We start from the raw sequence: 18,464 nt of genomic DNA, 5'->3' as shown, positions 1-18,464 counted from the left end.
TGTTGCATCTAATAAATGTATAAAATACGATAACATCATGGATAGTACGCTTCTGCCATTTGCCTTACTTTGTTTTACTTCGTTCTTTACGCTGACCAATCCTTTGGGGACAATGCCGGTCTTTCTGACCATGACACACGGAATGACAGATAAGGAGCGACAGACTATTGTGCGCCGTGCCACCATCGTGTCGTTTATAACGTTGATGGTGTTTGTCTTTGCCGGGCAGTTCCTTTTCAAATTCTTCGGTATCTCTACCAATGGTTTCCGTATTGCCGGCGGAGTAATTATCTTTAAGATTGGTTTTGATATGCTTCAGGCACGGTATACTCCGATGAAACTTAAAGACGAAGAGATTAAAACCTATGCCGATGACATCTCCATTACTCCTCTTGGAATTCCGATGTTGTGTGGTCCCGGGGCTATCGCTAACGCTATCGTTTTGATGCAGGACTCTCATACTTACGCCATGAAAGGTATATTGATCGGAACAATCGCTTTGATTTATCTGTTGACGTTCTTCATTCTCCGTGCTTCCACCCGACTGGTGAAAGTACTGGGAGAGACCGGAAATAATGTGATGATGCGTTTGATGGGATTGATTCTGATGGTGATTGCAGTGGAATGCTTTGTGAGTGGAGCGAAGCCGATATTGGCGGATATTGTGAGAGAAGGGCTGAGCGGTATCTGCAAGTAGAAGTCTGTATTGTGGGGAGGAACAGATAAGATTACACTCATGTGTAAATTCGGAAATGGAAAATAAAAAGCGAGCCCGTTTAACTTTAAGCAGTTAAACGGGCTTGTTATTAAAATGGTTTCAGTGTATTAGTAGCCTTCGTTTTGTTTCAGCTTACCGTTAGATACATTGATCTCGGAAACCGGAATAGGCATTACGGTACGATAGTCGTCATAGTTGATCGGACCGGCCGGAACTTGGGCATTCGTTACTGCCTTTTTGTTTCTCCATGTATCCCAGGCGTTATGACCTTCACCATAAAGTTCCAGTCTGCGTTCTGTCAGAATATCATCGATAGTAACAGAAGCAACGTCTTCATAGTCGGCTATTCTTTGCTTACGCAAGTCATTGATATAGCTGGCAGGATCAGCACCACCTGCTTTTAATGCAGCTTCTGCGGCGATCAGATATACTTCGGACAGGCGGATTACTTTCGGATTATTTACATATATTTCTCCGTCGCGTCCCGGATACTTCTGGATATACCAGCCTTCGTTATCTCCACCGTCGCTTTCTTCAGCAATCAGAGTGCTGCGAACATCTTCCGGACGTTCTTGAAGGAAAGTTTTGAATCCCTCGGTGATACCGGCTTCTGCATAACCTTCGGCATGTGTGTAGAATCCGAGAGAGTTACGTTGTGCATTGTAGAGTGAGGTAATCAGGAACTCGAAAATGCTTTCACTGCTTCCAACTTTGGTCCATACTGTTTCGTATTCATCTCTGGTGTACAGCTTGTATGGAGATTTTTCGATTACATATTTGGCGTCCTCAAGTGCTTTACTGTTCTCATTCATGTAGAGATATGCACGGGCTCTCAGTGCACGGGCTCCCCAATAGTCGATATGACCGGCAGTTACTACCTTGCTGGTTTCTGGGAGATTATCCAATGCAGTCTTCAAGTCATCCAGTATGGTTTCGTAAGTTTTCGCAATAGTAGCTCTTTCTGCTGTATATCCGGATTCGAAAACTTCTGTAGACAATACGATACCCGGATCGCTGGCCTGTGCATTACAAGGAAGTTTAGCGAACAAGCGGGCCAAGTCAAAGTGGAAAAGTGCCCGCAAAGCATACAATTCGCCTACCTGAACATCAACTTCAGCTCCTTCCAGACCGGATTTCTTAACTCCCTCCAAAACTTTGTTTATTCTTGCCAGAGAAAGATAAAAGCGTTTGTAGAAATAGTATGAATCAGAACTATTCTTAGTAGCCTGGTAGGCATATACATCAACTGTTTGCTTATTGCTACCGATGGCTTTGAAGTCGCTGCCTCTTTGGTCGGCGTACAAGAAGAAATCACCTGCGTAGCTGCCACGTGGATTAGTTCCCGCGTCTATAGAAGAAGTCTGAGACTCATAAACACCGTTAACTGCAAACTGTAAATCTTCGAGAGTCTTAATAGCACCTTCTGAAGGCCATTCACTGGAAGGCACTTTGTCGAAAGTATCGCATGAGGATACTGCCAACGTCAGTAATAGAATGGGTAAATATATTTTTTTCATTATTCAGTCTGTTTATAGATTATAATTTGATATTAATGCCGAATACACAGCTTCTCAATGCCGGTGTATCTGCCTGACGATAACCATTGATCGCTACATCCGGGTCAATGTTTTTAGTCTTCGACCACAACATAGCCAGATTGTTTGCTCTGAAGTAGATGCGGAAGTTGGAAATGTGCTTCTTCAATACCGGCAGAGTATATCCTACTGTCATTTCTCTCAGACGAATATTGTCAGTCGATTTGATTGTGCGGCTTGAGAATCTGTCCCAGCGATAAGGGTTGGCATAGATAGGCATCGGGTTGTCTACTTTATCACCCGGATTTTTCCAGTAGTTTCCGGCTACATCTTCTGACAGGTTCATGGAACCGATTCTTACGCCATCATGATGAGAGAAATATCCCGGATAATCGAACATGTCACCACCAAACTGATAAGTGATCAGGAATGACAGGTCAAAGTCTTTGTATGTGAAAGTGTTGCTGAATCCACCGATAACATCAGGCAATGCTTTTCCTACAATTCCCTTACCTGCTTCGGAGTAGTCATTTACCACTCCCTTTGAGTGATCTTCAGGATCTAACCAGAATTCTCCCAAACCTGTTTCAGGATTTACACCTTTCCATTCGGGCAGATAGAATGTATACATTGACTCTCCCTCACGGTGCAGATACATTTCTCCGTCTCCATACTGGATATCTTTTCCTTCAGGAAGTTTGTCTACCAATGCACGTTGGTAAGTCAGGTTGAAGTTTGAAGTCCATGTAAAGTTCTTGTTGCTGATATTTTTAGAATTGAGTTCCAATTCGAAACCGTCGTTCTTCAATGCACCCAGATTTTCCCAACGGGAGTCAAAGCCGGTGATTAATGAAGTAGGTACTTCGAACAGCAAATCCGTAGTCTTCTTATTGTAATATTCCAGAGACAGATTTACGCGGTCGTACATATTCCATTCAATTCCCATATTGAAGTTCTTGGATTTTTCCCAGCTTAATTTGTCGTTTGCCATTCTTGACCAGTAAATAGCAGGAGCACTTCCGTATCCGGAACCTGTATACAGGTCCATGTAACCATAGTAATCTGAGGGCAAGTTACCGTTTGTACCATAAGATGCTTTGATCTTGAAGTCGGTAAATAACGGCATATCTTGCATAAATCCTTCTTTACTCATTCTCCATGCACCGGATACAGACCAGAAACTAGCCCAACGATTGTCTTCACTCAAACGTGACGAACCATCACGACGGAAACTGGCAGAAAGATAATACTTGTTATCATAGTTATAATTGCCACTTGCGAAATATGACATCATGCCGGCTCCCAAGGTTGAACTTGCAGCTTGGTCCGGTTGTCCGTTGGCCAATTCGGGATAGTGGCTTGAATAACGTTTGGCAACAGTTACAATCTGTAGCAGGTCTCTGTTTTCAACTTCGAAACCGGCCATCAAGTTCAGATTGTGCATATCTTTAAAAGTATCCGTGTAGTTTAATGTAGAAGAGCTGGTAGCTACGCGGCTTTCGAAGGTATAACGAGAACCCATTCCGCTGACGGAACCACCGTTAACACTGTTGCGATCCCAATATTCAAAGTGCTTGTTGTCTACATAGTCATAACCAAAGATAGAGTTAAGTGATAACTTATCACAGAATTTGATTGTTACATCTGCATTGGTCATGCTACGGAACATTTTGGTCTGAATCCACTCCAGAGCTGTATCGCTGTCTTTACCACCTAGCATCAGATGCGGGTTGGTAACTTTACCCCATGCTGCATTTTTATTATATGAACCATCTTCATTCTTTACCGGAGCAGTCGGGTCCATTGCGAATAAAATACCTATCGGAGAAGAAGTACCCATTCCTTGAGCCTGGTCTCCCTGATCGCGGAAACCATCTTGCGATGTAGCGGCTATCATTTGCTTGAGAGCTACGTTCAGCCAGTTATTTACTTTGTGATTAACGTTCAGACGACCGGAGATACGTTCGAAGTCACTACCAAGAACGATACCCTCGCTCTTATTGTAACCAACTCCGGCATAGAACTGAGTCTTTGACGAACCGCCGTTGATAGATATCTGGTGATCTTGAGTGAAAGCAGTACGATAGATTTCTTTCTTCCAGTTCGTATTTACTTTACCGGATGGGTCATGGATAAAGTCAGCAACAGTAGCCGGTGAGTCGAGCAGAGGAATGAACATATCACCTCCGTTATCGATGTTGTTCAATGCTGCTTGTTTGCTATCTGTTATTCCGTAAGTAACCAGACAGTTGGCTAATGATTCGCGAGTGTAGTCAATCAAGTCGGCTGATCCCATCATATTGAAAGCATTTACAGCCATCTTGTTCCAGCCTACTTCACCTGAATAGCTGACATTCGTTTTTCCTTCTTTACCTTTCTTTGTGGTAATGATGATAACACCGTTTGCGGCACGTGAACCGTACAATGAAGCAGCAGCGGCATCTTTCAGAACAGTCATGCTCTCAATGTCTTCAGGATTCAGTGTACTCAATACGCTTTGAGTCTTACCGTAGTAGTTCATGTCGTCATCAGCCTTTGTTACGACACCGTCAATAACATACAACGGGCTTTTAGAAGCACTGATAGAACCGACACCGCGAATGTTGATTTCGGCCATAGATCCTGGGTCACCAGTTGCTGAGGCTGTGCGCACACCTGCCATTTTACCGGACAATGCCTTGTCAAAAGATTCTTTGGAACCGGAAACGATTTTATCTGCCTTAATGACAGCAGCTGATCCTGTGAATGAAGACTTCTTCGCAGTACCATAAGCCACAACAATAACCTCATCAAGATTTTGTGCATCTGATTTCAGTGTAACTTTCACCATTGGCTTGATTGCCACTTCTTGTGTTTGCATACCAATATACGAAATCTGCAAAGTCTTTGCAGAACTTGGTACGTTCGCCAAATTAAAATTACCATCGATGTCTGTGATTGTACCTTGAGTAGTACCTTTTACCAACACAGAGGCTCCAACAACTGGTTGCCCATCTTCTTCAGAAATCACAACGCCTGTGACTTTCTGAGTCTGAGCAGTTACTAGGCTTATGCCCACAAAAAGGCATGCCAATAACAGCATTAATTTTCTTTTCATAAATTCTCTCTTAAAGTTCAACTTTACATTAATTGTCTCTATACTCTAACAAGTTGCAAAATTATTAATAAATATGAAACTAACAATTAATTTGATAAAAAAAGGTTGTATATATAACATATTGTTATTTATAACATCGAAAATATGCTGATAAACATCTTTATTTGCTATAAATATTGTGATTTATCAAGCATGAAATGTCACTTTGTGAATGCAAAGTGTAGTAATTAACATTCTATTTGCTTGTTTTTGGATATAAAACTACCCTGCAAACGTTTCTTTTTGATTTATTATGAAGAAATGACGATAAAAAAATAGCATTTAAATTAAAGTTATGTAAATACTTAATTATTGAATTTTAATTTTTGCAGAAATTAATGCAGGTTCAACCTTAATTATAGCACAGAACTTAGTTTATTTTGTTCTTAGTATTAACTAAAAGACAATAGAATGAAGAAGATTAGTTACAGCCTTGTGTTTAACAGAAAAAAGAAGCTGAACAAAAAAGGAATGGCATTGGTACAAGTAGAAGCTTACTTAAACAGGAGAAAAATGTACTTCTCAACCAGGGTGTACCTCAAACCAGACCAGTGGGACGTAAAACGTAGAATGGTAAAGAACCATCCTAATTCAGATGCATTAAATCGAATGCTATATGATTTTATAGCTGACATTGAGCAGAAAGAACTGGGATTATGGCAACAGAGAAGATCGATATCCTTGGATTCGTTGAAAGACTCTATTGAAAAACCGGAAAATAATGGGAATTCATTTCTGACCTTTTTTAAAGAGGAAGTCAGCAACTCTTCTTTAAAAGAGAGCACCAGGCAGAATCATCTTTCCACTTTAGAATTGCTGCAAGAGTATAAAAAGGACATTGTATTCACTGATTTGACATTCGAATTTGTGTCTTCATTTGATAATTATCTGCAGTCCAAGGGGTATCATCTCAATACCATTGCCAAGCATATGAAGCATTTAAAACGATATGTGAATGTAGCTATAAATAAAGAGTATATGGATATTCAGAAGTATGCTTTCAGAAAATATAAAATCAAAAGCATAGAAGGAAGTCATACGCACTTGTCGCCGGAAGAGCTGAATAAAATGGAGGAGGTGAATCTGGAAGGGAAGTTTACGAAGTTACAAAAGTCAAAAGATGCCTTTTTATTTTGTTGTTACGCCGGTTTGCGGTACTCTGATTTTATAAATCTGACTGCCGCGAATATTGTCGAACTCCATCAGGAGACGTGGCTGATTTACAAATCTGTTAAAACAGGTATTGATGTGCGCCTTCCTTTATATTTATTATTTGAAGGTAAAGGACTGCGGGTGTTGGAGACCTACAAAGACGATTTAAACGGATTCTTCAAGCTGAAAGATAACTCTAATGTGAATAAAGACTTGAATGCATTAGCCAAGCTGGCAGAAATAGACAAACGGATATCATTCCATACAGCCCGACATACAAACGCCACCTTATTGATATATAGTGGTGCAAATATAACGACTGTACAAAAGCTGCTGGGACACAAAAGTGTGAAGACAACTCAGGTATATGCAAATATCATGGACATGACTATTGTGCATGACCTTGAGAAAGCAGCCTATTCAAAATTAGCTAATAGACCAAAAAGCTAGGCAGTGATTGTCTGGAAATGTCCTGTTTTTAAGATTGGTTTCAACAGAGTTGATTCAAAATCTAACAATATGGCAGAAATAATGCATAAATCAATGTAAGAATATGCAATTTACAAATGATTTGTCGCATATAAATGACTGTAATATACATAAAAAGTGCAATGTCAGGACTCTTTCCTTTTAAAGGAACGATCCGTTCCTTTAAAAGGAACAGATCGTTACTCACCGAGGAACATCTAATTGCTTTAAAAGGAAGAGCCAAAAGTAGTTTTAATTTCTAATTCTGTTCTAACTGATAGACTTTCCTGTCACAGGGAAATATATCATATCGAAACTAAATATTTCTTTTATATTCAAAGGTGCAAGCTGATATAAGTAATCATATAGCACAAGGAAACAAAAAACGGACAGATGTATTTCATCCGTAGATCTGCTGTTTTAAAATCCTGCCGATTTTTGTCATTCTCCCAAGCAGGTTCTGCATATTTTGAATTATACCATAACTAAATATGCTTTTCTTCAGATTTGATCTTTTTCTACTATCACGCCCCAAAAGTAATCATTCATTATGATTGGTGGTGAGAAATATTCGGGAAATATAAAAATAGTATCCAATAATAATACCTCATATAAATAAAATAAAGACATAACTTTCTTATAATGAATGAACTAAATGATTGAAATGGATAGAAACAGGGTATCATTCGTTAAAGAAAAGGGTAGTTATAATGCTGATAAATAATTGATTATCACGTTTATATATGGATACAATAACATATATGACGATTAGGTTTATATTTCTCATTATTATAATAATCAACACTTTATATAAAGAATTAGTTCTGCAAAGACTTTGCAAATTTCGTACATCGGTATGCAAACTCAAGAAGTAGCGATTAAGCCTAATTTAAAGGTAGTACTTAGGTCGGATGCTCAACAGATCGATGAAGTTGTTGTTACAGCAATGGGTATTAAAAGATCTGAAAAAGCATTAGGTTATGCTGCAACTTCAGTGGGTGGAGAAAAAATTGCGGAAAGCCGTACATCTGATGTGATGTCAAGCTTGGCAGGTAAAATTGCAGGTGTACAGATTTCCAGCACTTCATCTGACCCCGGAGCCTCTAATTCGGTCATTATCCGTGGAGTTAGCTCACTCTCCGGTACCAACCAACCACTATATGTCGTGGATGGAGTACCTTTGAATAACTCTACCGTATACTCTACAGATGGCTTGAATAGCGGATATGATTTTGGAAACGGTGCCAACGCTATCAATCCGGATGATGTGGCAAACATGACTATTTTGAAAGGTGCTGCGGCCACTGCTTTGTATGGTAGCCGTGCTGCCAACGGTGTAGTCATGATTACTACCAAAAGCGGCCGGAAAGAAAAAGGAGTTGGAATCGAGTATAACGGTGGAGTTCAGTGGTCAACTGTTCTGCGTCTGCCGGAATTTCAAAATGAATTTGGTATGGGATGGAACGGCAACCATACAGAATTGGAGAACGGTTCCTGGGGACCTCGTTTCGATGGTTCCATGCAGTTGTGGGGTAATGTGTACAACAACTCTCAGAAACTGAAACCTTATGTGGCAATGCCTGATAACATCAAAGACTTTTTTGATGCGGGATTCAGATATAGCAACAGCCTTTCATTCAATGGAGCTACAGATAAAAGTGATTATTATGTATCATTCTCTCAGATCAGCGATGATGGTATGATCCCGACAGATGCTGACAGCTACGATAAATATACTTTTTCTGCACGCGGCAGCCATAAGGCAGGAGCGTTGACATTCTCTTCTTCACTGAATTACGCTTATCAAAAGAATAACTTTGCTACTACGGGACAAGGTTTGTCCATGCTAAACTCTTTATATCAGACACCAAGAGATATCAGCATAATAGGACTGGAAGACCAGAATGATCCGTTCAACACTCCGGGATATTATTATACCCCCTACGGAGTTATGAACCCTTATTATATTTTGAATAACTATTTGAATGAATATGAATCTGAAAGATTCTACGGAAAATTTCAATTGGATTATGAATTCCTGAAATACTTCAAGTTTACGTACCGTATGGGCTTGGATACTACAACAGGACAAAGTGACAAAGGAAAACCGAATCTGTACGCTCTTTATTATGAAGGTACTCCTAATGGAGAAGGTCAGGGCTCCAGCAGTCCTTTCTCTGGTGAAACCGGACAATATTCTGAGCAGATAACCCGTCGTCGCGAGATAAACCAGGATATTATGGTTAATTTCAATATGCCGGTTAACGATTTTAATATCAATGCACTGGTCGGTTTCAATGGCAATGAACGTAAAGTCTCTTATCAATATTCAGAAGTTAATGATTTAACGATTCCTACATGGTTTAATCTGAAGAACTCCGGCAAAACTCCTATAGTAGAACAGCACATGGAACTCAGACGTCTGATGGGTGTTTTCGGACAGTTTGAAGGTTCATGGAAGAATATGCTCTATTTAACGGTTACTGCCCGTAATGACTGGTCTTCTACTCTTCCAAAAGAAAATCGCAGTTTCTTCTATCCTGGTATTACCGGTAGTTTTATTTTCAGCGAATTATTGAATGACAATCTGCAAGATGTGATAACTTTTGGTAAGATACGCGCCAGCTGGGGTAAGACAGGTAACGATGCTGATGTGTATATGGTTAATCCTGTGTATGCACAATCTTCCAATAGAATACCTTTCGGTTCTCTGACTTTCCCTCTAGGAGGTGTCAACGCTTACTCTGCAGGAAATGTACTCGGAAGTAATACATTAAGTCCGGAAATGACCACAGAATCTGAAGTCGGTTTAAATATGGCTTTCTTCAAAAACCGCCTCTCTTTTGACGTATCTTATTATAATAGGAATACCGATAAGCAGATTTTCTCTTTGGCTATGGACCCTGCTTCAGGCTATACAGCACAGAATATGAACCTGGGTAAGATTCGTAACCGTGGTATAGAACTCCTGATCAGCGGCACTCCGATAAGAACAAAAGATTTCAGTTGGGAACTGACATGGAACTTCACGAAGAACTGGAGTAAGGTGATCAGTTTACCGGAAGAATTGGGTGGCATTACAACGATTTATGGTCTCAATGGAGGTACCAGTATGTACGCTATAACAGGCATGCCTGTTGGTGTTTTCAAGGCTCAGGTAGCCGAACGTGATCCGCAAGGACGTATTGTAGTAAATTCATCAACAGGTCTTCCGGTTGAAGCCAGCGAATTCGGAATCTGCGGAGATATGAATAACAAATATCAAATGGGTGTTTCTACTAACTTGAAATATAAAGGTATAAGCTTAGGCATTGATTTTGATATCCGTCAGGGCGGAGTGATGTATTCACGTACTAAAGATATAAACTATTTTACCGGTAACGCGATACAGACTGCCTACAATGACCGTAATCCTTTGATTGTTCCTAACTCAGTAAATAAAATAGTGAATGGAGAAAACGTTACTTATGTAGAAAATACAACTCCTATTACAAGCTCTAACATTTATAAATACTGGGGCGACGGTGGCTCTGATATGGGAAGCTGCTTCCTGGTAGACAAATCATACGTCAAGCTTCGTTCTGTTGTATTAGGTTGGGACCTGCCCAAAAGATGGTTGGCAAAAACTCCTTTCCAGGCAGTAAAAGTGTCTGCATATGGCAATAACTTATTTGTCTGGACTCCATCCAGCAATACATTTATTGATCCCGAAATGACTTCATTTGGTAACGACCTTGAAGGTAACTATGGAGAATACACGGCTAATCCCAGCTCACGTCGTTTCGGTTTCAACTTAATGGTTAAATTTTAAACAGGAATAAAAATGAAAAAAATATTATTATATGCATCATTAGCAACAACAGCATTGTTTGCAGGTTGCGACCTGAACATCAATGACGACCCGAACTACCCGATGAATGATCAGGTGACGGCGGATTTGATATTCCCCTCTATCAGTGCTTCCATTGCTTCGGCGGTAGGCGGAGAAATTTATAATTACGCTGGCTTTTTCGCTCAGTACTATGAACAGAAACCGGAGTCGAATCAGTATAACACTCTATGTGAATATACATTTACCGAATCTTCCCAGCAAATGGATTATTCTTATAGAATCCTGTTTGCAGGAGCTTTGGAAGATGCAAAGCAGGTGCTGGAAAAGACCACAAACCCTGCCGACCGATTCGCTACTACCATACTAAGAGCATATGCCTTTCAGATAATGGTAGATAATACCAGTGACTCACCTTATTCGGAAGCTCTGCAAGGTAATGCCAATGCCACACCTAAGTGGGATACGGGTGAAACAGTATATAAAGGTATATTAGGTGAGATAGATGCGGCAGAAGCTGCTTTGGATGGAAGTGGTATGGATGTGCCGGATTTGATATTCAATAAAAATATCGCTCAATGGAAAGGTTTTGCCAATGCTCTTCGCCTCCGTATGTATCTGCGTTTCATTGATGCCAACATAGATGCGGCTTCGTATACAGAGAAAGTGAAGACCTTAGTACAAAACAACGAATTCTTTACCGGTGACGTGAAATTGGATTGTTTCTTGGATGAAACAGACAAACGGAATCCATGGTATAATACGAATGCGGTCGGCTTGACCGGTAATCATTGTGCTGCCTATCCGTTAGTATCTTATTTAAGCAGCACGGGAGACCCTCGAATCGCTTATGGTATTAGTAAAACAGATGCGGATGGAAAGTATGTCGGTCAACTTCCCGGAGGAAAAACACATATGCAAAGCATTCTGGGTACTGACAACTGGAAAAACAAAAACGTAAGTGCGATTGATTACTCTATCGGAGCCACAAAACCTGTCTATTTCTTTACTCAGGCTGAATTACAATTCCTGATAGCTGAGGTATATGCTCGTTTTCACAATGATGATGCGAATGCAAAGAGTGCTTATGAAGCAGGTGTAACTGCAGACTTTGCCGTTCGTGGATTTGCAGGTCAAGAGAATACCATTTTGGAAGGAGCGTGTGCATGGTCTGCTGCTTCTACACAGGCAGACAAGTTAAACTTGATATATATGCAGAAATGGGTATCTCTTTTCTACATGGATCATATGGAAGCATGGAGTGAGATTCGTCGTACAGATTGTCCGAAACTGTCTTCTTATTCAGCAGCACAGATACAGGCTAGTGAGTCAGTATACACTCCGGGAGAGTTAGTTGCTCCATGGACTAATGGTCTGGAAGCGGGTGGACTGATGAAACGTATGACTTATCCATTAAGCGCACGTCAGCAAAATGTGAATACTCCTGCAGGGGTACCGGGAAGTACTCCGGTTTGGTGGGATATCAAATAGTAACCAATAACTTAGTAAGTTTTACGTATGAAAAATATAATATACAGCATATTAGTATGTTTGCCGTTTGTCTTTGGAGCTTGCGACAAATCAACAGATGACACTTCTAAAGTCACCTATTTTGTTACGTTGGAAAGAGAGGGTGATGAAAAGATCGTTTTAGAAAAAGGGCAACCCTTTGTGGAGCCGGGATATTATGCGGAAATGAACGGAGAAGATATTACTGAATCTGTTCAGATAAAAGGTAGTGTTGATGTCAACACTCCGGGAATCTACAATTTAGTATATGCGGCATACAACGAGGACGGTTTTGCCAAAACATTTACACGAACAGTATATGTGGCAGATAATACTGCTTCTCCTTTGAAATCCGGAATTTATACCGTAGCCGAAGGAAGCAAACGTACCGCCCCTTCTGTGGTAGCTTTCAGTGGATATGAGATTGTGATTTTCCAGATGGAACCGGGGATTTTTTATATCAGCGATTTCTTAGGAGGCTGGTATGACCAGCGTGCTGGCTATGGACCGGACTATGCAATGGTTGGCAAATTCGAATTGAATGATGATAATACCATTACTCCTCTGGAAAGTTATGTTGCAGGTTGGGGAGATTCCATGGATCAAATGACTAATACATTATTGGACCCTGCGACTGGGACTCTGAAATGGACTGTTGCTTATGCCGGTCAGCTATCTTTTGACATTATAGTAAAACAATAAAAATACGATTATGAAGAAATATATGATATTACTTTTAGCTTCACTGGCTTTTACATTCGTGGCATGCGACAACGATACAGAACCAGGTGGTACTGCTGTTGAAAAAATGGCAGGAGACTGGTGGGTGACAGTGAATGCATTTATTGACGGGAAAGAAGTAGAAGATCCTTTCGGAGCAGGACATCTGCAAATGAGTACTTACAATACAGCCAGCAACAGTGAAACTGAAATGTGGTTGGATGATTTAGGAAACTTCTGGGAATATAAACTGAAAGTAAACGTGAATTATGCAGCGAGGACTTTCTCGACAACAGGCTTTGTGGATAATGTAACATATGAATCCAAAGTGAAAATAACTGATGGCAAGGTACTGGAAAAAGCTGCCACAACTCCTAGTGGTATGCCTGCTGACAGTATCGTATATATGGTACAATTCGACGACGATGAAGATGGATTAACTTATAAAGTTTCAGGCTTCCGTCGAACAGGTTTCCCTGCTGACGATTTTTAACAGAAGAGTTTAAATATAGAGAGGGCTGTTCCAATGATCGGAGCAGCCTTTTTGCAATCTAACCTCAACTAAGACAGATCAATATATAAGCAGTCTCCAATATTTACAATATTTCCTTGCCTTTAAAAGAAAAATGAATGGGACAATGTTTTTAATTAGCAACATCCATTACCTGATTAATTGTATACAAATAAAAGCGCCTCTTATAGCATGATACTATTTTTTGTTTATAATAGCTCCTTGTTTTATAGATATAATATTGATTATAAGATAAATAGTTTTCATTTCGGTAGAGAAGTGGTATTACATAAAAGAGAGTAAAACATTAGCTGAATTAGGGTAATTAACTGTCAAATAGATATATAAGCTATTTCTGCTTGATAAAATATCGACTGGTGTTACTGATTTATCCCCTATATACCTAACTGATTATCAGTTATATATAAATCCATTAGTTCTGCAAAGACTTTGCAGATTTCGTATATTGGTATGCAAACACAAGAAGTCGTAATCAAACCTACTTTGAAAGTTTTGTTAAAGTCTGATTCTCAGAATCTTGAAGAGGTAGTGGTAACAGCTATGGGTATTAAGCGATCTGAAAAATCTTTAGGTTATGCAGTATCCAGTGTAAAAGGAGATGAGATAACTAAAGCGCGTGAAAGTAATGTGCTTAATTCATTGTCCGGTAAGATTGCAGGTTTGCAAATTGCACAGTCGTCTGGAACGGTAGGTGGTAGTTCAAGTATACAGATTCGTGGTGCTTCCTCTATTGGCACAGTTTCTTCCCCTTTATTTATTATTGACGGACTTCCTATTGACAATGGTTCTTACAATCCTGACAGAACCAATGGTATAGTCGATGTAGGTAACCGTGCAGGAGATATCAACTCTGACGATATTGAATCTATTAACGTATTGAAGGGTGCAGCTGCAACTGCATTGTATGGAGCACGTGCAAAAGACGGTGCAATTGTTATTACTACTAAGAAAGGGAAGAAGAATTCACCGGTATTTGTTACGGTAAACTCTTCAACACGATTTGAGAATGTACTTAAATTGCCTGATTTCCAGAATGAGTATGCACAAGGTAGCTACGGAGTATATAATGTAAAAATGCTGAATGGATGGGGACCGAAGATTTCATCGGTACAAGATCAGCAATTTACAGATTATAAAGGAGATAAAGTGACCTTGAAAGCAAATCCTGATAATGTGAAGGATTTCTATGAAACCGGAATGAGCTATATTAATAATGTGTCAGTAGCCGGAGGTGGTGAAAAGGCTGATTTCCGTTTGAGCTTTACTTCTACTAATCAGACCGGTGTTGTGCCAGGTTCTGACTATAACAAATATGCATTCTCTGTGAATGCAGGTATGAACTTTACTAGCAACTTCACAGGACGCATCTCTGCCCAATATATACGTTCAGATTCTGAAGGTCGTCCGGCACAGGGGGCAAATGATAGCAACTTGCTGATTCCTTTAATCAATGGATTGCCAAGAACGATTGATATTCATGATATTAAGCAGAACTGGATTGATGAAAATGGCAAACAGGTTACGTTGGATCCGGAAGGCAAAAGTAATAATCCGTACTGGATTATTAATAAGAATAAATTTACCAATAATCTGGATCGTATGATCGGTAATATCACATTGACTTATAAGCCGATTGAAGGATTGACTATCACTAACAATGCCGGAACTGACTTCTATACAGAAGGAAGACGTAAACTTTACGCAAAGGGTACTGTAGGAGCCTTAAATGGTAAGTTTCAGACTTGGAATTTGTATAAAAGAATTATAAATAATGACTTAATGGTTTCCTATGAGAAGACTTTTGCCAATGATTATCATTTTAAGGCGATGGTAGGTCATAATCTCTATCAGGAAGAATGGAAGAATGAAAATGTACAAGCTCAGAACCTGGTAGTTGACGGATTGTATACATATACTAATGCGAAATCTACTACTCCGGTGAATTATTATGAAAAGAAACGTCTTGTCGGTTTATACGGAGATATTAGCTTGGGATACAAAGATATGCTTTTTATTAATGTAACAGGACGTAATGACTGGTCGTCTACTCTGCCTATTAATAACCGTTCTTATTTCTATCCATCTATCAGCGGTAGCTTTATTTTCACAGAATTGATGGAGAATAAAGACATCCTGAATTACGGTAAGATTCGTTTAAGTTATGCGAATGTGGGTAGTGACGAAGATCCGTACAATTTGGCATTTAAATATACTCCAGCTAGTACTTACTTTTTGCAATATCTGGGTAATGTCAATACTTTCCCACACATGGGACTGGTTGGTTTTACCGGGCCTCGTGTTCTGCCGAATGAAAACTTGAAACCTCAGAACCAAAGTTCATTCGAAGTCGGAGCTGATTTACGTTTTTTTGGTGGAAAGATTCGTTTGGATATGACTTATTATAGCAATATCACAAAGAATCAGATTGTAAGTATTGATGTCCCGTTATCAACAGGTTACTTTGCTAATAATATCAATGCCGGAAAGATTGCCAATAAGGGTGTCGAAGTAACTTTGGGCTTGACTCCTGTAGAAACACGTAACTTTAAATGGGACTTGGATGCAACGTTTGCTTCTAATAAGCAGACTGTAGAAGAGTTGGCTGAAGGACTTGATGAATATACATTGACTAGCGGATTGAGTGGTTTGCAGATTAAGGCTGCCAAAGGTGATTCGTTCGGTTTGTACGGTACTGCCTGGAAGCGTGATGATCAAGGTAATTATGTAATCAACTCTAAGACAGGTTTGAGAGAAACAGTCAATAACGTACGTTTGGGAGACGTTTATCCTGACTTTACAATGGGTATCAACAATACACTTACTTATAAAGGGCTGACTTTTAGTTTCTTGATTGATATCCGTCATGGAGGTTCCTTATATTCGGAAACAGTAGCTAATTTGAGAAGCAGTGGTTTGGCTGCAGAAACAGTGGCTCACCGTGAAGATGCCTCTTTTATTGAACCGGGTGTTATTCTTCAGGATGACGGAACTTACAGACCTAATGATGTTCCGGTGAAGAGTATGCAGGACTACTGGCAGCATGTGGCGAACTCCAGTAATAATGAAGGAAATATCTATAATGCATCATTTGTGAAACTTAGAGAAGTGCAATTGTCCTATAGTTTTCCGCGTAAATGGTTTAAGAGTTTCTTTGTTAAATCATTGGATTTAGGCTTCGAGGCACGTAACTTATGGATCATCAAAGATCATGTGCCGCATATTGATCCGGAAGCTAACTTCTTCGGTCCTTCTCAGATCGGAGGCGGTGTAGAGTTTAACAGTATCCCTTCTACCAGAAGTTTCGGATTTAATCTCAGACTAACATTGTAAGAATTAAACGAACATGATTATGAAAAAGAAAATATTAGCATATGCATTGAGCGCTTTGACATGTGGGTTATTTACTTCATGCAGCGACTGGCTTGATATCAACCATGACCCCAATACTGCCGAGAAAGTTGATCCCGGATATTTGTTTAACTATGTAGCCGTAAACTGGGCCGGAACACGTACCGGTGGTGACTTCTATATTCCGTTATCAATGAGTTCACAGTGTCAGGTTGATGGTGGACTTGATTATGGTGGCTGGGATGAATCGGTATATACCATTTCCCCTTATAGTACAGGAAATACGTGGAAACATTACTACTCTGTCGGTGGTAATAACTTGATGCTGGCTATTAAAAATGCGGAAGAAGCAGATCCGGTGAATCACAATGCTATTGCACAGTGTAAGATTCTGTTGGCTGAACATATGTATGAAGCGACGATGCTATGGGGGGATATCCCTTTCACTGAATCTTGGAACGGAACAATTAAGTATCCGAAATTTGATTCTCAGGAAAGTGTATTGAATGGGGTGTTGTCATTGCTTGATGAAGCACTGCAGATCATGGATTTGAATGATGCCAATGCGATTGATGAATACGATATCTATTATAAAGGTGATATGAATAAATGGATGACTTTGGCCAAATCTTTAAAGTTCAGAACACTGATGGTTATGGTGGACAAAGATCCTTCTAAAGCTACTGCCATTGGTACGTTGTTACAGGCTGGAGGCATGGTATCATCAGCATCAGATAATTTGGTGTTCCCTTATTCTGCAGAACCGGGTAACCAGAATCCTAAGTATGAACTTATAGAATTGGTTGGCGGTACACAGATATTGTTTTTTGCCAGCAACTATATGCTGAAGCCGATGCAGGAACGTAATGACCCCCGTATTCCTTGTTATTTTGAACCGGGTGCCGACGGTGTATATAGAGGCTTAGGTAACCGTGAACCTGCTGTTACTGATGACAAAGATAATATGTTATCATCTGTTGTGAGCAGTTATCTTTTCAGAAAAGATGCACCGGAGTTAATATACTCTTGCCAGGAGCAGTTGCTTCTGGAAGCGGAAGCTTATGCGCGCGGTTTGGGAGTTGCTCAGAATTTGTCGAAGGCTAATGAATTGTATAAGAAAGGCATTCGGGAAGCATGTGCATTTTATGGAGTAGCGGAAGCGGATATTGATACATATGTTACAGGTTTGCCGGAATTGACAGCGCTGACTCAGGAGAAAGCACTGTATGAGATTCATATGCAGCAGTGGATTGATTTAATGGATCGTCCGTTTGAGGAGTTTGTACAGTGGAGACGTTCTGGTACTGCTGGAAATGAAGTCCCGACCTTACAAGTGCCGGAAGATGCAACTTCAAAAGAACTGATCAGAAGATGGGAGTATAGCCCGGAAGAGATGACTGCTAATATCAATGCACCGAAAGAATCTCCGAAAATTTGGGAAAAGTTATGGTTTGATTTATAATTGAATTATTATAAATGGTTACGAAAAAGAGGACAATACAACATTGTCCTCTTTT

At 39.9% G+C, this 18,464-nt stretch carries 10 protein-coding genes; 8 read left to right on the top strand and 2 right to left on the bottom strand.

Annotation, left to right across the window (positions count from 1 at the left end; genetic code table 11):
* Positions 1 to 37: 37 nt before the first annotated feature.
* On the top strand, positions 38 to 697 hold the full coding sequence (locus tag BT_RS11470) for a MarC family protein (RefSeq protein WP_008763832.1): 660 nt from the start codon (positions 38 to 40) through the stop codon (positions 695 to 697).
* 128 nt (positions 698 to 825) lie between these two features.
* Here BT_RS11470 and BT_RS11465 read toward each other — a convergent pair whose 3' ends face one another.
* Both BT_RS11465 and BT_RS11460 read right to left on the bottom strand, forming a co-directional pair.
* A complete protein-coding gene (locus BT_RS11465; protein WP_008764026.1) occupies positions 826 to 2,235 on the bottom strand; it encodes a RagB/SusD family nutrient uptake outer membrane protein in 1,410 nt (469 codons plus the stop codon).
* A gap of 19 nt (positions 2,236 to 2,254) precedes the next feature.
* Positions 2,255 to 5,350, bottom strand: coding sequence for a SusC/RagA family TonB-linked outer membrane protein (locus BT_RS11460; RefSeq protein ID WP_225011931.1), 3,096 nt, complete (start codon positions 5,348 to 5,350; stop codon positions 2,255 to 2,257).
* 450 nt (positions 5,351 to 5,800) lie between these two features.
* On the opposite strand from BT_RS11460, the gene BT_RS11455 reads away from it, so the two are divergent.
* The 7 genes from BT_RS11455 to BT_RS11425 all read left to right on the top strand — a co-directional run bounded on the left by BT_RS11455 (position 5,801) and on the right by BT_RS11425 (position 18,409).
* Positions 5,801 to 6,991 (top strand): site-specific integrase, encoded by a 1,191-nt coding sequence (locus tag BT_RS11455; protein WP_011108198.1) that lies wholly within the window; start codon positions 5,801 to 5,803, stop codon positions 6,989 to 6,991.
* A gap of 874 nt (positions 6,992 to 7,865) precedes the next feature.
* Positions 7,866 to 10,820: a SusC/RagA family TonB-linked outer membrane protein gene (locus BT_RS11450; protein ID WP_008759576.1), complete on the top strand. Its 2,955-nt coding sequence runs from the start codon at positions 7,866 to 7,868 to the stop codon at positions 10,818 to 10,820.
* 12 nt (positions 10,821 to 10,832) lie between these two features.
* Positions 10,833 to 12,329, top strand: coding sequence for a SusD/RagB family nutrient-binding outer membrane lipoprotein (locus BT_RS11445; RefSeq protein WP_008759577.1), 1,497 nt, complete (start codon positions 10,833 to 10,835; stop codon positions 12,327 to 12,329).
* 27 nt (positions 12,330 to 12,356) lie between these two features.
* Complete coding sequence (locus tag BT_RS11440; RefSeq protein WP_011108196.1) at positions 12,357 to 13,049, top strand: BT_2262 family domain-containing protein; 693 nt, start codon at positions 12,357 to 12,359, stop codon at positions 13,047 to 13,049.
* Positions 13,050 to 13,059: 10 nt separating this feature from the next.
* Complete coding sequence (locus tag BT_RS11435; protein WP_008759578.1) at positions 13,060 to 13,560, top strand: lipid-binding protein; 501 nt, start codon at positions 13,060 to 13,062, stop codon at positions 13,558 to 13,560.
* Positions 13,561 to 14,049: 489 nt separating this feature from the next.
* Positions 14,050 to 16,929, top strand: coding sequence for a SusC/RagA family TonB-linked outer membrane protein (locus BT_RS11430; RefSeq protein ID WP_011108195.1), 2,880 nt, complete (start codon positions 14,050 to 14,052; stop codon positions 16,927 to 16,929).
* 19 nt (positions 16,930 to 16,948) lie between these two features.
* Complete coding sequence (locus tag BT_RS11425) at positions 16,949 to 18,409, top strand: SusD/RagB family nutrient-binding outer membrane lipoprotein (protein ID WP_008764022.1); 1,461 nt, start codon at positions 16,949 to 16,951, stop codon at positions 18,407 to 18,409.
* The last annotated feature ends 55 nt before the right edge of the window (positions 18,410 to 18,464 follow it).

The sequence above is a fragment of the Bacteroides thetaiotaomicron VPI-5482 genome, from assembly GCF_000011065.1.
GTDB lineage: Bacteria > Bacteroidota > Bacteroidia > Bacteroidales > Bacteroidaceae > Bacteroides > Bacteroides thetaiotaomicron.
Note: the sequence above shows the minus strand (reverse complement) of the source record. Positions and strands in the feature narration are given on the sequence as shown.